Below are 17,562 nucleotides of genomic sequence, written 5' to 3' on the forward strand. Positions count from 1 at the left end.
TCCTGTCAAGGACTTTTTTCAGGAACTTTCGTTCCGAGTCCGTCCGGGAGGCCCCGGGCCGCGTCCTCCTCGAAAACGCAGCCCGAATATAATACGCTCCCCGCCGCGGCCTGGCAAGGGGTGTTTCGGAAAATCTTCGGGACGGGGGCTCCGGGAGGGCGTTTGCGCAGGCGGGGGACGGGGAAAATTATTCTCGCCACCTCTTTTCGCGAGGGCGCGGGCTCGGGCAGGCGGAAGCTTGGGCGGGGGCGGAGCGGGTTTCAAGGGAGGTCGAGGCCGTATGAGGTTCTGCGGCAGGACCGGCCTCGGCGCGCTGCCGCGATGTGCCGCGGGGCAGGGGCGCGGCACCCAAACGGGAGTGGGAAAGGGTGTCCGGGAAGAACGAAAGCGACGAGGAGGGCTTCGCCTTCGGTAATGCAACGGTGGGACTACTTCAAGAGGGTGCGGGCGATAAGGCCCAACGGATTCACCTATACTAGTAAGGGCAACAAAGAGCGCTAACAGGGAAAAGCAGGGCGGGCAAGGGCGCTCCCGCAGGGAGCACAGGCGGGATAGGAGACGACATGGAGGCACCCGGACAAATTGGCGACGAGCTGGCAGAGCGGGGGCAGGCTCGCAGCGCTGCCCCCGGAGGCCCTCGCCCCGTCACGATCCCCCTGCCCCCGCAGGCCGCCTTCGCCCTCGCCGCTCTCGAGGAAGCCGGCTTCGAGGCATGGTGCGTGGGCGGTTTCGTGCGCGATGCGCTGCTCGGGCGGGCGTGCGCCGACGTCGACGTGGCCACCGACGCGCCCTGGCAGGAGGTGCAGCGCGTGTTCGAGGCGGCCGGCTGCCGCACGCACGAGACGGGCACGGCGCACGGCACGCTCACCGTGGTAGTGGATCAGGAGGCGCTGGAGATCACGACCTACCGGGACGACGGCGCCTACGCGGACGCACGGCACCCCGAGGCCGTCTCCTTCGTCCGCACCATCGAGGAGGACCTGGCCCGCCGCGACTTCACCATGAATGCGCTGGCCTACCATCCAAAACGCGGTATCCTCGATCCGTACGGCGGCGTGGCGGACCTGGAGGCCCGCACGATACGCGCCGTGGGCGACCCCGCCCGCCGCTTCTCCGAGGACGCGCTGCGCATCCTGCGGGCATGCCGGTTCGCCTCGCAGCTGGGGTTCTCCATCGAGCCTGCCACCTACGCCGGCATGATGGCGAACAAGGGCCAGCTTCTGCGCATATCGGCCGAGCGGGTGACGCACGAGCTGGAATGCCTGCTCTTGGGCGCGCACGTGCACGACGCCCTCATGGGCACGATGGACGTGCTGGCCGCGGTGCTGCCCGAGCTGGTAGCATGCAAGGGTTTCGAGCAGCGCACACCCTACCACGTATACGACGTGCTCGAGCACACGGCATTCGTCGTGCAAAGAACCCCGCCCTCCCCCCTCGTGCGCTGGGCCGCGCTCTTCCACGATACAGGGAAGCCGGCGGCGTTCTTCCAAGATACGGACGGCACGGGGCACTTCTACGGCCATGCGAAGATCAGCGTGGAGCTGGCGCGGGCGGCCATGGGCCGGCTCGCCCTCTCGCCGGCCTTCGTGGGGCGCGTGCTGACGCTGGTGAAGTACCACGACGACGTGATAGAGCCCACGCCGAAGGCCGTGAAGCGGGCCCTCGCCCGCCTGGGCGGCGACGTGGAACTGTTCCGCGCGCTCTGCGACCTGAAGCGAGGCGACGCGCTCGCCCAGGCACCGCGATGCGCGGGGCGCGTGGAGCTGGCCGACGAGCTCGAAGAGGTGCTGGACGGGATACTGGAGGCGAACGAGGCCTTCACGTTGAGGAAGCTCGCCGTGGACGGCCGCGACGTGATGGCGGCCGGCGTGCGGCAGGGGCCGGCCGTGGGCGCCGTGCTCGCGGCAGCGCTCGACGCCGTGATCGACGAGCGCGTGCCGAACGAGCGCGCGGCGTTGCTGGCCTTCGCGGCTACCTGGCTGGACGGGCAGCAGGGCGCGCAAGACGGACGGGATGCGGCGGGCGCGAAGGGGGGCAGATGCGCTGCAGGTGCAGAACGGGCCGCCGCCGAAGAGGCGCCGCCCGAGCCGAAGGCGCGGTAAGCAGCAGGACGCGGAAGGCGCCAAGGTTGCCGGGGCCGTCGGCGGCGCGGCCGACGTGGCGAACGCCTAACGGTTGGCCCACCCGCCCGCAACGGCGCCGTCGGATGGCATCGAGAACACAGTGAGCGCTCTTATACTGGCGGGATACCGAGACCCCGACAGGAAGCGAGGCGCCATGGCAACGATGACGCAGGAGCGCACCGAACGCGAGACGAGCCGGCAGGCGCAGCCGGAGGACGCGCCCCAGACCCAGGGCGATGCGCCCACCCCCATGAGCATCACCATCGTGGAGAACGGCCCGTACGTGGTCAACGGCTCAGCGCCGCTGCTGGAGGAGGCCATCACGCCGGTGGGCGGCCATCGCGAGTACCGCGTGCGCCGCACGTTCCCCGCCACGCAAACCTACGCGCTCTGCCGCTGCGGGCGCACGAAGACGCCGCCGTTCTGCGACGGCTCGCACGTCACGGCCGGCTTCGACGGCACCGAGACGGCCAGCCGCGAATCCTTCGAGGAACGCGCCGACGTCTATCCCGGCCCGGGCGCATACCTGCTCGACGACAACCGCTGCGCCTTCGCGCGCTTCTGCCACCGCGAGGACGGCGACGTGTGGACGCTCACCGAGCTCTCGGGCGACGAGCGCCTGAAGGAAGAGGCGATAAAGGCCTCGTCGGACTGCCCAGCCGGACGGCTCGTGCACTACGACACGGCCGACGGCACCCCCTACGAGCCCGTGCTGGATCCTGCGATCTCGCTTCTGGAGGACCCCGAGGAGGGCGTGAGCGGCCCGTTGTACGTACGCGGGGGAATCCCCCTGATCAGCGCTGACGGCAGCACCTACGAGCTGCGCAACCGCTATGCGCTCTGCCGCTGCGGGGCGTCGCGCAACAAGCCGTTCTGCGACGCCATGCACGTGAGCATTGGGTTCTCGGACGGCTTGGACTGACGGAGCGCCGTGCGGATGCGCAGAGCATCCGCACGCGCTTACGGCAGCCCGGGACGAGTGCGCCTACAGGCCCGCTGGCGGGCAAGTTCGAAATTTTCAAAAAAAAAGTGGGCTTGGGGCCTTGACGAAGTCCATGGCTCCCCGTAATATATGCACTCGCGCTTGCGACTGTTGCAACAAGCAACGGAAGCACATCGGTTAGCCGATGGGGTGTCGTCTAATGGCAGGACAGCGGTTTCTGGTACCGTATGTGAGGGTTCGACTCCTTCCACCCCAGCCATTTTTGCGGTATACTGCACAGCGCACTATGTGGCTCCGTCGTCTAGCGGTTTAGGACGCCGCCCTCTCAAGGCGGAGGTCGCCGGTTCGAATCCGGTCGGAGCTACCAAGCAACTTGCAGGCCGGGGCATCAGCCCCGGCCTTTTTGCTATTTCGCCCCGAGGAATGGAGGCCGCATGGATCGAGCGAACACGGAAACGACAGCCGCTTCGAACCCCGCCGCGCCGGGCGCAGCCGACGCCTGCCTGGCGGCGCCCTTCGGCATGCCGGTGGAGTTGCTGCCGAGCCTGTACCTGGTGCGCGTGCTGCTGCCGCATAACCCCCTGCGCGCGCTCAACTCCTACCTGATCCTGTCGAAAGACCGCACGACCATCGTCGACGTGGGCTTCAACCACCCCGCCTGCGAGGAGGCGCTCGACCAGGCGCTCGCCGCCCTGGGGCGCACCTGGGACAGCGTGGAGATCGTGCTGACGCATTCGCATCCCGACCACACGGGAAACCTCGACCGCATCTACCGCGACGGCATGCCCGTTTTCGCGAACCTCCACTCGTTCCAGGAGGTGGAGAACCTTCAGGACATGGAGGCGCGCGTGTTCGGCCCCCTGCTGCTGAAGGCGGCCACGCCGCATCAGAGCGGCCTGGGGTTCGAGAGAGGGAAGCCTGCGCTCCACGTGTCAGCGGAGCTGCTGCCCCTGAAAAGCCAGCCGGCCGTGACGTTCCTGCAGGAGGGCGACGTGCTCCGTGCGGGGCCCTATGCGTTCGAGGTGCTGGAGACGCCCGGGCACGACCCGTGGCACCTCTGCCTTTACGAGCCGTCGCGCAGGATACTGTTGGCAGGCGACCACGTGCTCGAGCGCATCACGCCCTCGATAGCCTCGTGGTTCCCGGCCTACAACGCCCTTGAGGAGTTCCTGGCGAGCCTGGGAAAGGTGAGCAACCTGGACGTCGAGCAGGTGCTGCCGGGCCATGGCGCGATGTTCGGCGACCTGCGCGGGCGGGCCCTGTACCTCATAGGGCACCACGAGGAGCGCCTTCAGGAGATATACGACCTGGTAGCCGAGGGGCACGAGGACGTCGTGTCCATCTCGTCGCACGCGAGGTGGCGCTACGACAACTGGCGCTCCTGGCCGCTCGACCAGAAGTTCTTCTCGATGGGAGAGACGATGGCGCACTTGGTGTACCTGGTTTGCGAAGGCAAGCTGAAGCAGACGATCTGCGGCGACGAGTACCGCTTCGAGCTGCCGTAGCCGACGGGGCACGAGACGGCATACGGCACTGCGAGACAAGGAGCATCCCATGCACATCGACCTGATCATCGAAAGCGAGAACGTGTTCACCGGGACAGACGCCGCGACGAAGCCCGCCGCCGTCGCCACCTCAGGCGACCGCATTGTGGCCGTGGGCCCGCGCGCGGACGTGCACGCCTTCGCCCGCACGCGCAACGAGGGCCCCGCGCCCGAGGTGCGCGACTTCGGCGACGCGCTCGTGGTTCCCGGCTTCCACGACTCCCACCTGCACTTCTTTCACTCGGCCGTATACGCCTCCCCGCTGGCCACCATGTTCCTCGGCGAGAACGAGGCGGACTGCGTCGAGCGCATGCGGGCGTTCGCCGAACAGCGCCCGAGCGGCTGGCTGCTGGCGCAGGGGTGGCGCGAGTACCGCTGGGACCCGCCCGTGCTGCCCTCGAAGCGCTCGCTCGACGAGGCCTTCCCCACCCGTCCCGTGGCGCTGTACTCGGGCGACGCCCACACGCTGTGGCTCAACTCCGCGGCGCTGTCCGAGCTGGGGCTCACGCGCGACAGCGTCCCTCCCGCGGGCGGAACGTACGACCGCGACGAGGCGGGCGAGCTGACCGGCATCGTGCGCGAGGCGGCCGCCATGGAGCTGATGCCGCAGATCATGGGATCGTTCACCGACGACGAGGTGGCAAGCGCGTACCGCGGGTTCTTCGCGCGCCTGGCCGAGAACGGGGTGACGAGCGTGTGCGACCTGTCGCTCATGGCGCATCCGGGACTCGACTTCATCCGCGACGACGTGCACGCCGCCCTGCTCGAGCGCGGGGAGCTGACCGCGCGCGTGCACCTCTTCCCCACGCTGACGGGCGACATGGGCCGTTTCGAGACGATGCGCGCGCGGTACACGGGGCCGTGCCTGCAGGCGCCCGGCTTCAAGCAGTTCTTCGACGGCGTGTCGAGCCAGCACACGGCCTGGGTGTCCGAGCCGTACGCGAACGCGCTCGTCGAAGGCGACTGCGGCCGTCCCACGGTGGACGCAGCCGTCATGCGCTCCTACGTGCTGGCCGCCGCCGAGCAAGGCTATCCCGTGCGCATCCACACGATCGGCGACGCGGCCATCCACGCCGCGCTCGACATCTTCGAGGAGGCGCGCGCGAAATTCGGGCCGTTGCCCGAAGGGCGCCGCAACTGCCTCGAGCACTTGGAGAACTTCCTGCCCGAGGACCTCAGCCGCCTCGCCGAGCTGCAGGTGGTGGCCGCGGTGCAGCCGCCGCATATGACGCTCGACCCAGGCGGCCCCGAGCGCGACCTGGGGCCCGGGCGCGTGCCCTACATGTGGCCGCTGCGCACGCTGCTCGACCGTTCCACGGTGCTCGCATTCGGAACGGACTCGCCCGTGGTGGACGTGAACTCGATGGACGTGCTGTACAGCGCGGTGAGCCGCCAAGATCCCGGCACGCACGAGCCCGCAGGCGGATGGCTGCCCGGCGAACGCATCGGCATGGCGGAGGCCCTGCGTGCCTACACGCAGGGCAGCGCTGCGGCGGCGGGCCGCCGACGCGAGCTGGGAACGCTCGAGGTGGGCAAGCTGGCCGACATCGCCGTGCTCGACCGCAACCTGCTGACCTGCGAGATCGAGGACATCCAGAAAACGAAGGTGCTGGCCACCTTCATGGGCGGTCGCTGCGTGTTCGGGAATGAGACACGGGGACGGGGATAACGTCTCATTCCACCGAACGTTGAAGGGAAACGACTGTCGATCTGTGGGATGAGACGTTATCCCCGTCCCCGTGTCTCATTCCACATGTGATCGAGCGGACCGCTGCCCCGTCCCAGGTCGAGGCCCGAGGCGAGGGCGCCGTGGACGTAGTCCTTCGCAGCGCGCACTGCTTCCTCCGTCAGAAGGCCCTTCGCGAGGCCGCAGGCGATGGCCGATGAGAGCGTGCAGCCCGTGCCGTGGGTGTTCTTCGTGTCGATGCGCGCGGCGCGCAGCCAGCAGGCCGGCGCATCCGCGCTCGCCACCAGCACGTCGTCGGCGCGCTCGACGCCGTGCCCGCCCTTCACGAGCGCGGCGCCCCGCACCCGTCCGGCCAGCTCGCGAGCCGCACGCTCCATGGACGCGTCGTCGTTCACGGGGAACCCGCACAGCACCTCCGCCTCCGGCATGTTCGGCGTGACCACGTCCGCGAGGGGCAGCAGGCGCGCCTTCAGCGCCTCAACGGCGTCCTCGCTGATGAGCCGCGCGCCGCTCGTGGCCACCATGACGGGATCGACCACGATGTTGGTCGCCCCGTGGCGCTCGAGCGCGTCGGCAACGGCCTCGATGATGGCGGCCGACGACACCATGCCCACCTTCACGGCGGCGGGGCGGATGTCCTCGAACACGGCGTCGATCTGCTGGGTCACGAAGGCCGGGTCGACGTCGAGCACGCCGGTCACGCCGAGGGTGTTCTGCGCCGTGAGGGCCGTGAGGGCCGTTTCGGCGAACAGGCGATGCGCGGCGATGGTCTTGATGTCGGCCTGGATCCCTGCGCCCCCGCTGGAATCCGACCCCGCGATGCTGAGCACTGCTTCCATACGCACGTCCTTTCCTCGAGCGACGGCGCGGCTACGCGCCGAGCGCCGCCTGCACCGCCGCACGCAGGCGGCGCGTGGTCGCTTCGATATCGTCGGCCGCGAAGATGGCCGACACCACGGCCGCCCCGTCGGCGCCCGTGCCCGCGAGCGCGGGGATGGTCTGCTCGTTCAGGCCGCCGATGGCCACCACGGGAACGTCGACCGCCGCGCAGATGGCGGCGAGGCCGTCCGTTCCCACGTCGGCGGCGTCCGGCTTCGTCGGCGTGCCGAACACGGCGCCCACGCCCAAGTAGTCGGCCCCGGCGGCCTGGGCGGCCAGCGCCTGCTCCACGGTCTGCACCGACACGCCCACGATGGCGTCCGGCCCGAGCTTCGCGCGCGTGTCGGCGCACGCGGCGTCCTCCTGGCCCACGTGCACGCCGTCGGCGCCGGCGATCCGCGCCGCCTCCACGTCGTCGTTCACGACGAACGGAGCGCCCGCCGCGCGGCAGAGCGGCGCGAGCGCGCGGGCCCGCAGCACCACCTCGGCCCGGGGCGCGTCCTTCTCACGCAGCTGCACGAAAGTGGCACCGCCCCCCAGCGCCTCCTCGACGCATGTGGCGAGCGTGCGCTCCCCCAGCCACGCGCGGTCGGTTACCGCATACAGCGCCAATGCGCGGCGCAGATCCTCACGTGGGAACATCGGCCCTCCTCTCGCTTCCGCCGACTACACCAGCTCTTCGACCTTCGCGCCCGCCTCGAGCGCGTTGCCATCGAGGTGGTACAGCGCGTCCAAGAGGTAGGTGCGGAACGACCCGTTGCCGTCCAGGCCCCCCATGCGGGTTTGCGCCTGCTGGCCCGCGAGGCCCATGCCGGCGACTGCGGCCACCTGCGACTCCAGAAGCGCGCCCGGGTTCGCCACCGCGTACGCCGTGCACAGGCACGACAGCATGCAGCCGGCGCCCGTGATGCGGCCCATAAGGGGGCTGCCGTTGCGGACGGCGTAGGCACGATCGGCGTCGGCCACGATGTCGATGGCACCCGTGATGGCCACGACCGCGCCCGTCTTCGCCGCGAAATCGCGCGCGAACGCCGCGCCGGCCGCCAGGTTGTCCTCGGTCACGGCATCGTCGGGGCACACGTCCACCCCGCGCGTGGCCGCCGCGCCACCGGCGAGCGCCTTCATCTCCGACATGTTGCCGCGGATGACGGACACGGCCAGCTTGTCGAGCAAATCGCCCGCCACGCGCGTGCGCAAGGCCGACGCGCCCGCGCCCACCGGATCGAGCACGATGGGATGCCCCAGCTCGCCCGCGCGCTCGCCCGCCGCGAACATGCCCTCGATGGAGCGCTCGTTGAGCGTGCCGATGTTGAGCGTGAGCCCGCCGCAGATGGACGTGATGTCCTCCACGTCGGCAGGCTCGTCGCTCATGATGGGGCTCGCGCCGATGGCCAGAAGCGCGTTCGCGCAGTCGTTCACCGTCACGTAGTTCGTGATGTTGTGCACGAGCGGCGAGCCTGCCCGCACGTTGTCCAAAGCCCTCTTCAAAGCGAATGCCTCCATAGGTTACTCCTTCCCGAGATCGACCGTCAGGCCGTCCATGATCTGATTTACGGTGCGCATCGCGCACATCTCGCCGCACATGGTGCAGGTGCCCTCCGTCGAGGGCGGCGCGCTCTCGAAATACTCCCGCGCACGCGCAGAATCGAGCGCCTCGGCGAACATGCCCTCCCAGTCCACGCGCCGACGCGCGTCGCTCATGCGGTTGTCGGCATCGCGCGCACCGGGCACGCCCTTCGCGATGTCGGCCGCGTGTGCGGCGATCTTCGTTGCCACAAGGCCCTCGCGCACGTCGGCGGCGTCGGGCAGGCGCAGGTGCTCGGCCGGCGTGACGTAGCACAGGAAGTCGGCGCCCGAGGCCGCGGCCACAGCCCCGCCGATGGCGGCCGTGATGTGATCGTAGCCCGGCGCGATGTCGGTGACGAGCGGCCCGAGCACGTAGAAGGGCGCGTCGTGGCACAGGCGCTTCTCCAGCTTCATGTTGGCGGCGATCTCGTCGAGCGCCATGTGGCCCGGGCCCTCCACCATCACCTGCACGCCCGCATCCCATGCGCGGCGCGTGAGCTTGCCGATCTCGATGAGCTCGGCGATCTGCCCCGCGTCGGTGGCGTCGTAGGTGGACCCGGGGCGCATGGCGTCGCCCAGGCTGATGGTCACGTCGTGCTCGTGCAGGATGGCCAGCACCTCGTCGTAGAACTCGTAGAAGGGGTTCTCGTTGCCGGTGGCCTCCATCCAGGCGAAGATAAGCGACCCGCCACGGCTCACGATGTTCGTGAGGCGGCCCGTCTCGCGGAAGCTCTCGATGGTGCGGCGGTTCATGCCAGCGTGGACGGTGACGAAGTCCACGCCGTCCTGGGCATGCGCGCGCACCACGTCGAGGAAATCCTTGGCCGTGATGGTGACGAGCGGCTTCTCCAAATAGCCGATGGCGTCGTACATCGGCACGGTGCCGATCATCGCCGGCGACTTCTCCACGAGGGCGCGCCGGAACGCGGCCGTCTTGCCGCTGTTCGACAGGTCCATGATGGCCTCGGCGCCCAGTTCAAGAGCCACGTCGACCTTCTTCCATTCCTCGGCCTCGCAGGCGACGTCGCCCGAGATGCCCAGGTTCACGTTCACCTTCGTGCGCAGGCCGCCGCCCACGCCCTCGGGCGAGAGGCTCGCATGGTGGATGTTCGCGGGGATGGCGATGCGTCCGGCCGCCACGCCCTCCCGGATGAACTCGGGATCGCGCCCCTCCTTCTCGGCCACGGTGCGCATGGCCGGCGTGACGGTGCCCGCGCGGGCGTGGTCGATTTGCGTGACCGGTGCAGGATTGCCGCGCGCTGCGGCGCTGATCTGCGTCATAGAGCTCCCTTCGTTGGCATTACCCATGTCAGGTTCCTCGGGTCGAAGCGTGCTTCGGCGCTTCCTCTCAGCCTGCCCGGCCGCGCATGCGGCTTGCAAGCTCCCCGGTATGTCGAGGCCGCCTCGCGGCGGCACGGCGCCAGGCGGTGCCGCTCGGGCGATTATACCGCCCCGCCCTGCGTTTCGCGCGCCGAATCCGCCGGCGAGCTCTACGAACCGTCGATTGCACACAGGCCGAAGATGCCCCACAATGGAGGGAAAACGCGAGGCGGCGAGGAAAACCCATGGACAGCGAACGGAAAAAGCAGCTCAAGCAGGCCTACGGCGAGCGCAGGCCTGCCATGGGCGTTCTGGAGATGCGCTGCCTCGCCACGGGCGAGCGGTTCCTCATCGCCTCGCGCGATCCGCGGGCAACCGAGAACGGCCTGGTCGCCCGCTTCGACGGCGGAAATCACCCCAACAAGCGCCTGCAGGCGCTGTGGAACGAGCACGGCCGCGGGGGATTCGCGTTCGCCCTCGTTGAGGAGCTGGAATACGACGACGCCCATGAAGACCACGCCGAAGAGCTCCAGGCCCTGCTGGAGCTGTACCTGGAGGAGCATCCGGAAGCGAAGCGCGTTTGGAAGTGAGCTGCGCGCCAGAAGCAGAAAACGTGGAGCCGGGTTCGCGCGGACGCGAGAGGAAGCCCGGGCAAGGCTCTTGTGCACAGTTTTTACCGATTCCCCACAACGATGAGCCCCTCAAAACTCTACAGCATCGCTTATCTCCGCGATGAGATTTTCTGATCAGGAGAAACTCTGCAAGAAGAAAACTCTCCAGCGCCATGGGAGAGCCTGCGCGATCATGCTTGGCAAGAATCGGTGATTACTGTGCAACGACGCCCCAAACCCCTCCGGGTCATCCCGAGCGGAGGCGCGCATCGACCCGCGAAACGCCAACGGTGGTTTGAAGCGAGCAGCGCGACCGCGATCGCTCCGCAGTCCGCACTCCACCCTCCGCTCGGCTGTGTCCCCCGCCCCGTCAGGGCAGCGGGTAGAACACGTACAACGTCCCTTCCTCCACGGCGATGCGCGCGGGCTTGCCCACGAGCTCGTTGGACACGCCGCGCGACGTGCGGTTCGACAGGTCCTCGTCGTCGAGGGAGTACAGCATGCCCGTCTCGATGACGCCGCGGGCGCAATCGTTCGCAGAGAACACGGATACCGTGCCGGACTCCAGCAGGGGCAGGTCCATCACGTCGGGGCCGGTGAGCGCGCGCAGGGCGCTGCCCTCGCCCACGGCGGTCACGTAGAACTCCCGCTCGGAGAACTTCGCGAACAGCTGCAGGTTGGCGATGGTGTGGTCGAGCCGCCCGCCCAGGGCCGCATACACCACGAGGTCGTCGTAGTCCCAGGCCACGGCCTTCTCAAGCGCCAGCTCCATATCGCTTTTGTCCTTCTTCACCGGGAATCGCGACACGCGGCGGCACTTGGGAAGGTAGCCGAGCGAGTCGAAGTCGCCCACCGCCATGTCGGGCTTCACGCCCAGCTCTTCCAGGTAGGCGAAGCCGGCGTCCACGGCGATCACGAACTCGAACATGCCCGCCTCGTAGCGGGCCTTGAAGTCCTCGGCATTGAACTCGGGGGACGCTCCCACGATCGCGCACGTCGCCATCTACCTCGCCCCTTCCGCACATCCGCCTGTCGGAGCCTGGGCCGCGAGCACGGCAAGCCGCTCGCCCTCCAACCGGTGCAGCACGAGCGCGTCGACCCGTTCGGCATCCAAGCGCTCGTAGAATGCAAGCCCCGCCTCGTTCGCGTCGCGGCAGTGCCATGAGAGGCGCCGATAGCCCCGCTCCTCGCAGAGCGCTGCCAGGCGCGCCATGAGCGCCCGGCCCGCACCGGCACCCCGGTACGCCTCGTCCACGAACAGGTCCTCCAGGTACACGCCGCAACCCCCCGTCCACACGGAGAACGCGCGGCAGAAGACCGCGCACCCCACCACGCCGTCGTCCGGATGCTCGGCGACCAGCGCCTCGCCCCCGCCTTCGTCGAACATGCCCCTCACGATATCCGCGGGCGTGGCGGCCACCGCACCTTCGCGCCCCATCGAGGCGGCAAGCCCCTGGGTCAGCCTGAGCAGTGCCGGTGCGTCCCCGCGCGTGGCGAAACGTATGGTGAGTTCCTCGTTCATGGTGCTCCTTACCTCTGCCGGCACGCGGCCCGCCCGCCAGCTGCACGCGGCCGGATCGGTTTTTCGCGCTGCTTCGCTTTTCGCGGGCGCGCGCTGCTTTCGGTTTGCTAGAATACCATATGCGAGCGGGCCAGACGATCGCGCACCTCGGTGTGAGGAAAGTCCGGGCTCCATAGGGCAGGATGCCAGCTAACGGCTGGGCGGGGCGACCCGACGGATCAGTGCCACAGAAAAGAAGACTCCCCCGCGAACACGCGCTTCGGCGCGCGGCAACGGGAGAAAAGCTGAAACGGTGCGGTAAGAGCGCACCAGCGCGCCGGCAACGGCGCGGCTTGGAAAACCCCATCCGGAGCAAGCGCAAATAGGAACGCGACACGGTGGCCCGCCGTACGTTCGGGTTGCGTGCTTGAGGCGTGCGGCGACGCACGTTCGAGATAAATGGTCGTCCAACGACAGAACCCGGCTTATCGGCCCGCTCGCATCTTCCCTTCATACAGCGACCTTTTCCGAGAATTCCCAACTGCCGATAGCGGCGATCAGCAGCGGCTACGCCGGGAACAGCGTGTACGCGGTCCCCTCGGGAGCGGCGCAGGTGCGGATGCTCACGCCGAAGGCGCGCTCGATGGCGCCGGTGGCGAGGACCTCTTCCACCGTGCCGGACGCGGTGGCGCGCCCGCGCTCCATGACGAGCAGGCAATCGGAGTACCGCAACGCCAGGTCGAGGTCGTGGATGACCATGACGACGGTCTTGCCCGCCTCGACGTTCAGGCGTCGCACGAGCTCCATCGTCTCGTGGCAGGCGCGGATGTCGAGGTAGGTGGTGGGCTCGTCGAGCACGATGAGGTCGGTGTCCTGCGCCAGCGTCATGGCGATGAACGCGCGCTGACGCTCGCCGCCCGACAGCCGACGCAGCTCGTGCGCGCGGAACCGCGCGACGTTCGCCAGCTCGAGCGCGCGCTCCACCTGCTCGCGGTCCTCGCGCGAGAGCCTCCCCTGATGCGCCTGGTACGGGTAGCGCCCGCACGCCACGAGCGCCTCCACCGTCATCGCCGGCGGGCGGCTGGCCTGCGCCAGCACGGCCACGCGACGCGCACGCTCCTTCGCCTTGAGCGACAGGGTGGCCACGCCGTCGATGCGCACCTCCCCCATCTGCGGGCGCAACAGCCCGTCGATGAGCTTGATCATCGTTGACTTTCCGCAGCCGTTCGGGCCCACGACGCTCGTCACCGCGCCGCGGGGAAACGCGGCGCTCAGCCCCTCGATGAACGGCTCCTTGCCGTAGGAGAACGACACGTCGCGCACCTCGATGGCCGCGGCGTGTCCTGCGTCGGCGCTAATCAAGGGAACCCCTCCTGTTCTTCAAGATGAGGTAGATGAAGAACGGCCCGCCGAGAAACGCCATGAGGATGCCCACGGGCACCTCGTAGGGCGCGAACAGCACGCGCGACAACAGGTCGCACACGACGACGAACGCCGCGCCGCATACGGCGGACAGCGGCAGCACGATGCGGTTGTCGTGCCCGACGAAGAACCGCACGAGGTGCGGGATGATGAGCCCCACGAACCCGAGCAGGCCCGCGAAGCTCACGGCCGCGCCCGCCAGCACGGCGGCGAGGCCGAGCATGGCGAGCCTCGTCGCCCCCACGTTCATGCCAAGCGCATGCGCCGTGTCGTCGCCGAGGGCCATGATGTTGAGCTTGCCCGCCGAGAGCAGCGCCACGACCAGGCCTCCCAGAATGTAGGCCGCCGGCCACGCGAGGTCGTCCATGAGCACGCCGGCCAGGCCTCCCACGAGGAACGCCGACGAGCCGACGTAGGCGTCGGGGTTCACGATGAGGATGGTGTTCATGCCCGCGCCGAACACCGACGTGATGGCGATGCCGGCCAGCACCACGGTGAGCCTCGACGTGCTCGCGCCCAGCGAGATGCCGAAGATGATGAGCGCCGTGGCGAGCGCCCCGAGGAAGGCCGCGAGCGGCGGCAGCCACAGCACGCTGGGGAACACGCTGGCCGCGATCAGCACGAACAGTCCAGCGCCGGAGTTGATGCCGATGATGTTGGGGCTGGCCAGCGGGTTGTCCAGCACGGCCTGGATGATGGCGCCGGCCACGGCCAGCGCCCCTCCCGCCAGAAGCGCCGCCAGCACGCGCGGCAGGCGCACGTTCACGAGGATGCTCTTCGCCGACGCGCTCACGTCGCCGCCGGTCGCCCAGGCCACAAGGTCGCCCAAGCTCACCGACGTCGATCCCACGAGGAACGCCGCCGCCGTCACCGCCGCAAGGACGGCGACGGAAGCGACGATGGCGAGCGGCGCCGCCTTCTCACGGTTGAACGGGGTCACCGGGCAGCCTTCCGCCTACGCGTACAGCGCGTCGAACAGCACCTGGTAGCTCTCGTCCCAGCGCTCGTTCGGCTTGTACTGGAACAGGTGCGGGTCGAGCGCGACGTAGCGGCCGTTCTGAACCGCGTCGAGGGTCGACCAGGCGGGGTTCGCCGCCGTCTGGTCCTCGAGCGCCTTCATGGCCGCGGCGTCGTCGTTGCCCATGGGCACGACGAAAATGAAGTCGGGGTTCATGCCAATAATCGACTCCAGGCTGAAGTCCTTGAGCAGGCTCGGGTTCTCGTCGGCCAGGTTCTTCACGCCGAGGTCGGCCAGCATCGATCCGGTCATCGTAGAGGACGCCTGCACTCGCGTGCCGCCCGAGAACGTGGTGAGCACCAGCGCCGAAGGCGCTTCCCCGGCGGGCACCTTCGCCGTGATGGCCGCGATGCGATCGGCCGTGGCCTGGACGTTCTGCTCATAGAGATCGTCGCGACACGTGATGTCGCACAGCGTGCGCAGCATGCGCTCGTAGTCGGCGAACGTCGTCACCTGGAAGCACGCAACCGGGATGTTCGACGCGGCGAGGGCCGCCTTGAGGTCGGCTTGGTTCGAGTCGCCGCCGCGGCCGCCCGAGCCGCTCGTCATGATGACGAAATCGGGCTCGAGCGCGATGATGGCCTCGAGGTTCGGGTTCGCGAAGTCGCCCACCTTCTGCACGTTCTCGGATTTCAGGTCGTAGTCCGACAGCGTGAACGCGTCGTCGGAGGCGCCCACGAGCGTGCCGCCCGCAAGCTCCCACATGCTGGCGAAGCTGCCCATGCACGCCACCACGCGCTGCGGGTTCTCCACGGTCACTTCGGCGCCCGTGTCGTCGGTGAACGTGACCGCGCCGACCTGCGAGGCCTGCCCGGCCTCCGCCTGAGGGGCGCCCGCCTCGGCTTCGGCTTTCGGCTGCGCGGTCGAGCAGCCGGCGAGGATCATCGTCGCGGCCAAGGACGCGGCGACGGCAGTGGGAACGATGCGTTGGGAGATGATGGTCATGAGGGGTCCTTTCGATGCCGATGGTCTAGACGGCAGCCGCTACCAAAGCGTTGCCGTGGGCGCAGTAGTCGTCCTGAGCGAGGATATCGCCTTCGTGGTAGTAAGCGGCCCGGGCGCGGCAGCCGCCGCAGCCTTGCGCGTAGTCGCATGTGCCGCACGAGCCGGAATAGGCCTGGGTGCGCAGCTTCTCGAACACGGGGCTCGTCTTCCATATCTCGTCGAAGGGCTGCGCGCGCACGTCGCCCGCCTCCTCGGTCATGTAGGCGCAGGGGCGCACGATGCCCTCGCTGCCGATGACGCAGTACGTGAGGCCCGCCAAACAGCCGCGCTCGAAGCGCGTGTCCACGCCGAGCTGCTTCGCCACGCGCGTGAACTGGGGCGCGCACGTGGGCTTCACGTCGATCGGCACCTCGGCCGCCTTGCGCATGATGTCGTTCAGCAGACGCTCGTTCTCCAACACCTCGAGCGACGTCTCCTGGATGAACTTGCCGCGACCCACCGGGATGAGGAAGAACACGTAGTGCGCGATGGCCCCGATCTCGACAGCGAAGTCGGTGATGGCGCACACCTCGTCGCGGTTCCAATCCACCACGGTGGTGTGCAGCTGGAACGGCAGGCCGGCCTGCTTGCAGGCCTCGATGCCCGCCATGGTGAGGTCGTAGGCGTGCTCCAGCCCGCGGAACTTGTCGTGCTTGGCGGCATCGAGGCTGTCCACCGAGATGCCCATGGCGCAAGCTCCGGCCTCCTTCAGCCGGCGTGCCACCTCGGGCGTGATGAGCGTGCCGTTCGAGCCGAACACGGGTCGCAGCCCGTTGCCGGCCGCGTGCGCCACGAGCTCGTAGATGTCGGGGCGCATGAGCGGCTCGCCGCCCGAGAAGATCATCACCTTGAAGCCCGCGCGGGCGATCTCGTCGATCATCTTCCTTCCCTCGTCGGTCGAGAGCTCCAAGGCGCTGGCCTCCTCGGCATCCTGGTAGCAATGGACGCACTTGAGGTTGCACTTGTTCGTCGTCATCCACGACACGAGCATGGGCGTATCCTTTCGTTCGGGCGCACCGACAGAGGGTGCGCGGGGCACCGGGTGAATGAGCAGGCAAGATGAAGGGTTTGCGCCGGACGGACAGAACACTGGGGAGAGAGCGAAGGAAGAGGTGCCGCGCCCGTCCGGCGCCGGATGAGGCTAGCCGGACGGGTCGGGCTGGCCGCGGTAAGCGGCTACCACGGCCTCCAGATGGTCGAACACCGCCTGGCGCAGCTCGTCGAACGAGCCGTCGTCGCCTCCATGGGGAGCGATGTTCTCCATGAGGATGAAGTTCCTCTCGGCCGCGGCGGCATCCTGCGACGCGTCGAGGGCCAGGTAGCGTCGTGCCAGGTCGCGGTTGGACGGGCTGTCGACGGCCTCGCCTGCCGGCATGAGGCGGATAGTGTCGGCGATGAGCTCGTGCCATTGCGATACGGACTCGCCGCGGGCGATGCGATCCTCGGCGGCCGTCTCGGCGGCGGGGGCGTCGTCGCGGATGCAGGTGAGGCGCCAGAAGAACTGGCTCTCGCCCTGGCAGCGCTCCACGGTGGAGGCGAGCGCCTCCCAGTCCGGCATTCCCTCGCCGGCCTCGTCGTGCAGGGCGCGCAGGGTGGACATGCGCCTGAACAGCGCTTGGAACTGCTCCTCGATGGCGTCCATTTGCTCGCCGGCGAGCTCCTGCAGCGCCGCCGCCTCGTCGAACAGATCTGCATCGGATTTGACCTGGGCAAGCGACAGCCCCAGGTACTTCAAGGTCAGAATGCGATACAGGTCTTTCACGTTGTCGTCGGTGTACAGGCGCTGGTTCTGCGGACCCTTCGCCGACGGCGAGAGCAGGCCCTGCTGGTCGTAGTACTGGATCGTGCGCACCGTCACCCCGACGCGCCGGGCCAGCTCTCCCACGGTCAGGTATCGTTGATCGGTCATGCGGCTGCTCCTCATGAGGCTCCGCATCCGCTCGATGCGGCCGCCTCCTCGTCCT

At 68.6% G+C, this 17,562-nt stretch carries 16 protein-coding genes, 2 tRNA genes, 1 other RNA gene and 1 riboswitch; of the genes, 8 read left to right on the forward strand and 11 right to left on the reverse strand.

The features are described from left to right. Positions 1 to 563 precede the first annotated feature (563 nt). From K9U15_RS09185 to K9U15_RS09210, 6 genes are all read left to right on the forward strand, one after another. Positions 564 to 2,102, forward strand: coding sequence for a CCA tRNA nucleotidyltransferase (locus K9U15_RS09185; protein ID WP_301155960.1), 1,539 nt, complete (start codon positions 564 to 566; stop codon positions 2,100 to 2,102). Between the two features lie 175 nt (positions 2,103 to 2,277). Further along, on the forward strand, positions 2,278 to 3,045 hold the full coding sequence (locus tag K9U15_RS09190; RefSeq protein ID WP_197702164.1) for a CDGSH iron-sulfur domain-containing protein: 768 nt from the start codon (positions 2,278 to 2,280) through the stop codon (positions 3,043 to 3,045). A gap of 206 nt (positions 3,046 to 3,251) precedes the next feature. Then, positions 3,252 to 3,325 (forward strand) — tRNA-Gln (locus tag K9U15_RS09195). Between the two features lie 31 nt (positions 3,326 to 3,356). Beyond that, positions 3,357 to 3,433 (forward strand) — tRNA-Glu (locus K9U15_RS09200). A 67-nt stretch (positions 3,434 to 3,500) separates the two neighbouring features. Beyond that, positions 3,501 to 4,571, forward strand: coding sequence for an MBL fold metallo-hydrolase (locus tag K9U15_RS09205; protein ID WP_227114985.1), 1,071 nt, complete (start codon positions 3,501 to 3,503; stop codon positions 4,569 to 4,571). Between the two features lie 49 nt (positions 4,572 to 4,620). Further along, the gene (locus tag K9U15_RS09210; RefSeq protein WP_301155961.1) at positions 4,621 to 6,279 is read left to right on the forward strand and encodes an amidohydrolase; all 1,659 of its coding nucleotides are present in this window, start codon (positions 4,621 to 4,623) and stop codon (positions 6,277 to 6,279) included. 56 nt (positions 6,280 to 6,335) lie between these two features. On the opposite strand, the gene thiD is transcribed toward K9U15_RS09210, so the two are convergent. From thiD to thiC, 4 genes are all read right to left on the reverse strand, one after another. Beyond that, the gene (thiD, locus tag K9U15_RS09215; protein WP_301155962.1) at positions 6,336 to 7,136 is read right to left on the reverse strand and encodes a bifunctional hydroxymethylpyrimidine kinase/phosphomethylpyrimidine kinase; all 801 of its coding nucleotides are present in this window, start codon (positions 7,134 to 7,136) and stop codon (positions 6,336 to 6,338) included. A 31-nt stretch (positions 7,137 to 7,167) separates the two neighbouring features. Next, the gene (gene thiE / locus K9U15_RS09220; RefSeq protein WP_301155963.1) at positions 7,168 to 7,818 is read right to left on the reverse strand and encodes a thiamine phosphate synthase; all 651 of its coding nucleotides are present in this window, start codon (positions 7,816 to 7,818) and stop codon (positions 7,168 to 7,170) included. Between the two features lie 24 nt (positions 7,819 to 7,842). Beyond that, entirely contained in the window at positions 7,843 to 8,679 is an 837-nt protein-coding gene (thiM, locus tag K9U15_RS09225) for a hydroxyethylthiazole kinase (RefSeq protein ID WP_157006222.1), read from the reverse strand. A 3-nt stretch (positions 8,680 to 8,682) separates the two neighbouring features. Continuing rightward, entirely contained in the window at positions 8,683 to 10,023 is a 1,341-nt protein-coding gene (thiC, locus tag K9U15_RS09230) for a phosphomethylpyrimidine synthase ThiC (protein WP_227114984.1), read from the reverse strand. Further along, positions 10,011 to 10,140, reverse strand: a riboswitch (TPP riboswitch). It overlaps the preceding gene by 13 nt. 167 nt (positions 10,141 to 10,307) lie before the next feature. On the opposite strand from thiC, the gene K9U15_RS09235 reads away from it, so the two are divergent. After that, the gene (locus K9U15_RS09235) at positions 10,308 to 10,652 is read left to right on the forward strand and encodes a GIY-YIG nuclease family protein (RefSeq protein ID WP_227114983.1); all 345 of its coding nucleotides are present in this window, start codon (positions 10,308 to 10,310) and stop codon (positions 10,650 to 10,652) included. 391 nt (positions 10,653 to 11,043) lie between these two features. On the opposite strand, the gene K9U15_RS09240 is transcribed toward K9U15_RS09235, so the two are convergent. Then, on the reverse strand, positions 11,044 to 11,676 hold the full coding sequence (locus K9U15_RS09240; protein WP_087192079.1) for a thiamine diphosphokinase: 633 nt from the start codon (positions 11,674 to 11,676) through the stop codon (positions 11,044 to 11,046). Further along, on the reverse strand, positions 11,677 to 12,195 hold the full coding sequence (locus K9U15_RS09245; protein WP_096226880.1) for a GNAT family N-acetyltransferase: 519 nt from the start codon (positions 12,193 to 12,195) through the stop codon (positions 11,677 to 11,679). It lies immediately after the preceding gene. A gap of 122 nt (positions 12,196 to 12,317) precedes the next feature. Here K9U15_RS09245 and rnpB point away from each other — a divergent pair. After that, an RNA gene (gene rnpB, locus K9U15_RS09250) (RNase P RNA component class A) lies at positions 12,318 to 12,678 on the forward strand. Positions 12,679 to 12,741: 63 nt separating this feature from the next. Here the strand turns inward: rnpB and K9U15_RS09255 are convergent. From K9U15_RS09255 to K9U15_RS09275, 5 genes are all read right to left on the reverse strand, one after another. Beyond that, complete coding sequence (locus K9U15_RS09255; protein ID WP_227114982.1) at positions 12,742 to 13,536, reverse strand: ABC transporter ATP-binding protein; 795 nt, start codon at positions 13,534 to 13,536, stop codon at positions 12,742 to 12,744. Further along, positions 13,529 to 14,536 carry an iron ABC transporter permease gene (locus K9U15_RS09260; protein WP_301155965.1) on the reverse strand — a complete coding sequence of 336 codons (1,008 nt, stop codon included), beginning with the start codon at positions 14,534 to 14,536 and terminating at the stop codon, positions 13,529 to 13,531. Before K9U15_RS09260 ends, K9U15_RS09255 begins: the two co-directional genes overlap by 8 nt. A 15-nt stretch (positions 14,537 to 14,551) precedes the next feature. Then, entirely contained in the window at positions 14,552 to 15,559 is a 1,008-nt protein-coding gene (locus tag K9U15_RS09265; protein ID WP_096226882.1) for an ABC transporter substrate-binding protein, read from the reverse strand. Between the two features lie 25 nt (positions 15,560 to 15,584). Further along, complete coding sequence (gene nirJ2 / locus K9U15_RS09270; protein ID WP_096226883.1) at positions 15,585 to 16,589, reverse strand: putative heme d1 biosynthesis radical SAM protein NirJ2; 1,005 nt, start codon at positions 16,587 to 16,589, stop codon at positions 15,585 to 15,587. A gap of 150 nt (positions 16,590 to 16,739) precedes the next feature. Beyond that, positions 16,740 to 17,507, reverse strand: a complete 768-nt coding sequence (locus K9U15_RS09275; protein WP_096226884.1) for a MerR family transcriptional regulator — start codon at positions 17,505 to 17,507, stop codon at positions 16,740 to 16,742. Positions 17,508 to 17,562 lie beyond the last annotated feature (55 nt).

Origin of the sequence: Gordonibacter sp. RACS_AR68 (genome assembly GCF_030418485.1) — a bacterium.
GTDB lineage: Bacteria > Actinomycetota > Coriobacteriia > Coriobacteriales > Eggerthellaceae > Gordonibacter > Gordonibacter urolithinfaciens.

What these genes read in the sequence shown, in the direction of transcription:
- K9U15_RS09185 (WP_301155960.1), top strand. Translation starts at nt 564, where the DNA reads ATGGAGGCACCCGGACAAATTGGCGACGAGCTGGCAGAGCGGGGGCAG.
- K9U15_RS09190 (WP_197702164.1), top strand. Translation starts at nt 2,278, where the DNA reads ATGGCAACGATGACGCAGGAGCGCACCGAACGCGAGACGAGCCGGCAG.
- K9U15_RS09205 (WP_227114985.1), top strand. Translation starts at nt 3,501, where the DNA reads ATGGATCGAGCGAACACGGAAACGACAGCCGCTTCGAACCCCGCCGCG.
- K9U15_RS09210 (WP_301155961.1), top strand. Translation starts at nt 4,621, where the DNA reads ATGCACATCGACCTGATCATCGAAAGCGAGAACGTGTTCACCGGGACA.
- thiD (WP_301155962.1), bottom strand. Translation starts at nt 7,136, where the DNA reads ATGGAAGCAGTGCTCAGCATCGCGGGGTCGGATTCCAGCGGGGGCGCA.
- thiE (WP_301155963.1), bottom strand. Translation starts at nt 7,818, where the DNA reads ATGTTCCCACGTGAGGATCTGCGCCGCGCATTGGCGCTGTATGCGGTA.
- thiM (WP_157006222.1), bottom strand. Translation starts at nt 8,679, where the DNA reads ATGGAGGCATTCGCTTTGAAGAGGGCTTTGGACAACGTGCGGGCAGGC.
- thiC (WP_227114984.1), bottom strand. Translation starts at nt 10,023, where the DNA reads ATGACGCAGATCAGCGCCGCAGCGCGCGGCAATCCTGCACCGGTCACG.
- K9U15_RS09235 (WP_227114983.1), top strand. Translation starts at nt 10,308, where the DNA reads ATGGACAGCGAACGGAAAAAGCAGCTCAAGCAGGCCTACGGCGAGCGC.
- K9U15_RS09240 (WP_087192079.1), bottom strand. Translation starts at nt 11,676, where the DNA reads ATGGCGACGTGCGCGATCGTGGGAGCGTCCCCCGAGTTCAATGCCGAG.
- K9U15_RS09245 (WP_096226880.1), bottom strand. Translation starts at nt 12,195, where the DNA reads ATGAACGAGGAACTCACCATACGTTTCGCCACGCGCGGGGACGCACCG.
- K9U15_RS09265 (WP_096226882.1), bottom strand. Translation starts at nt 15,559, where the DNA reads ATGACCATCATCTCCCAACGCATCGTTCCCACTGCCGTCGCCGCGTCC.
- nirJ2 (WP_096226883.1), bottom strand. Translation starts at nt 16,589, where the DNA reads ATGCTCGTGTCGTGGATGACGACGAACAAGTGCAACCTCAAGTGCGTC.
- K9U15_RS09275 (WP_096226884.1), bottom strand. Translation starts at nt 17,507, where the DNA reads ATGACCGATCAACGATACCTGACCGTGGGAGAGCTGGCCCGGCGCGTC.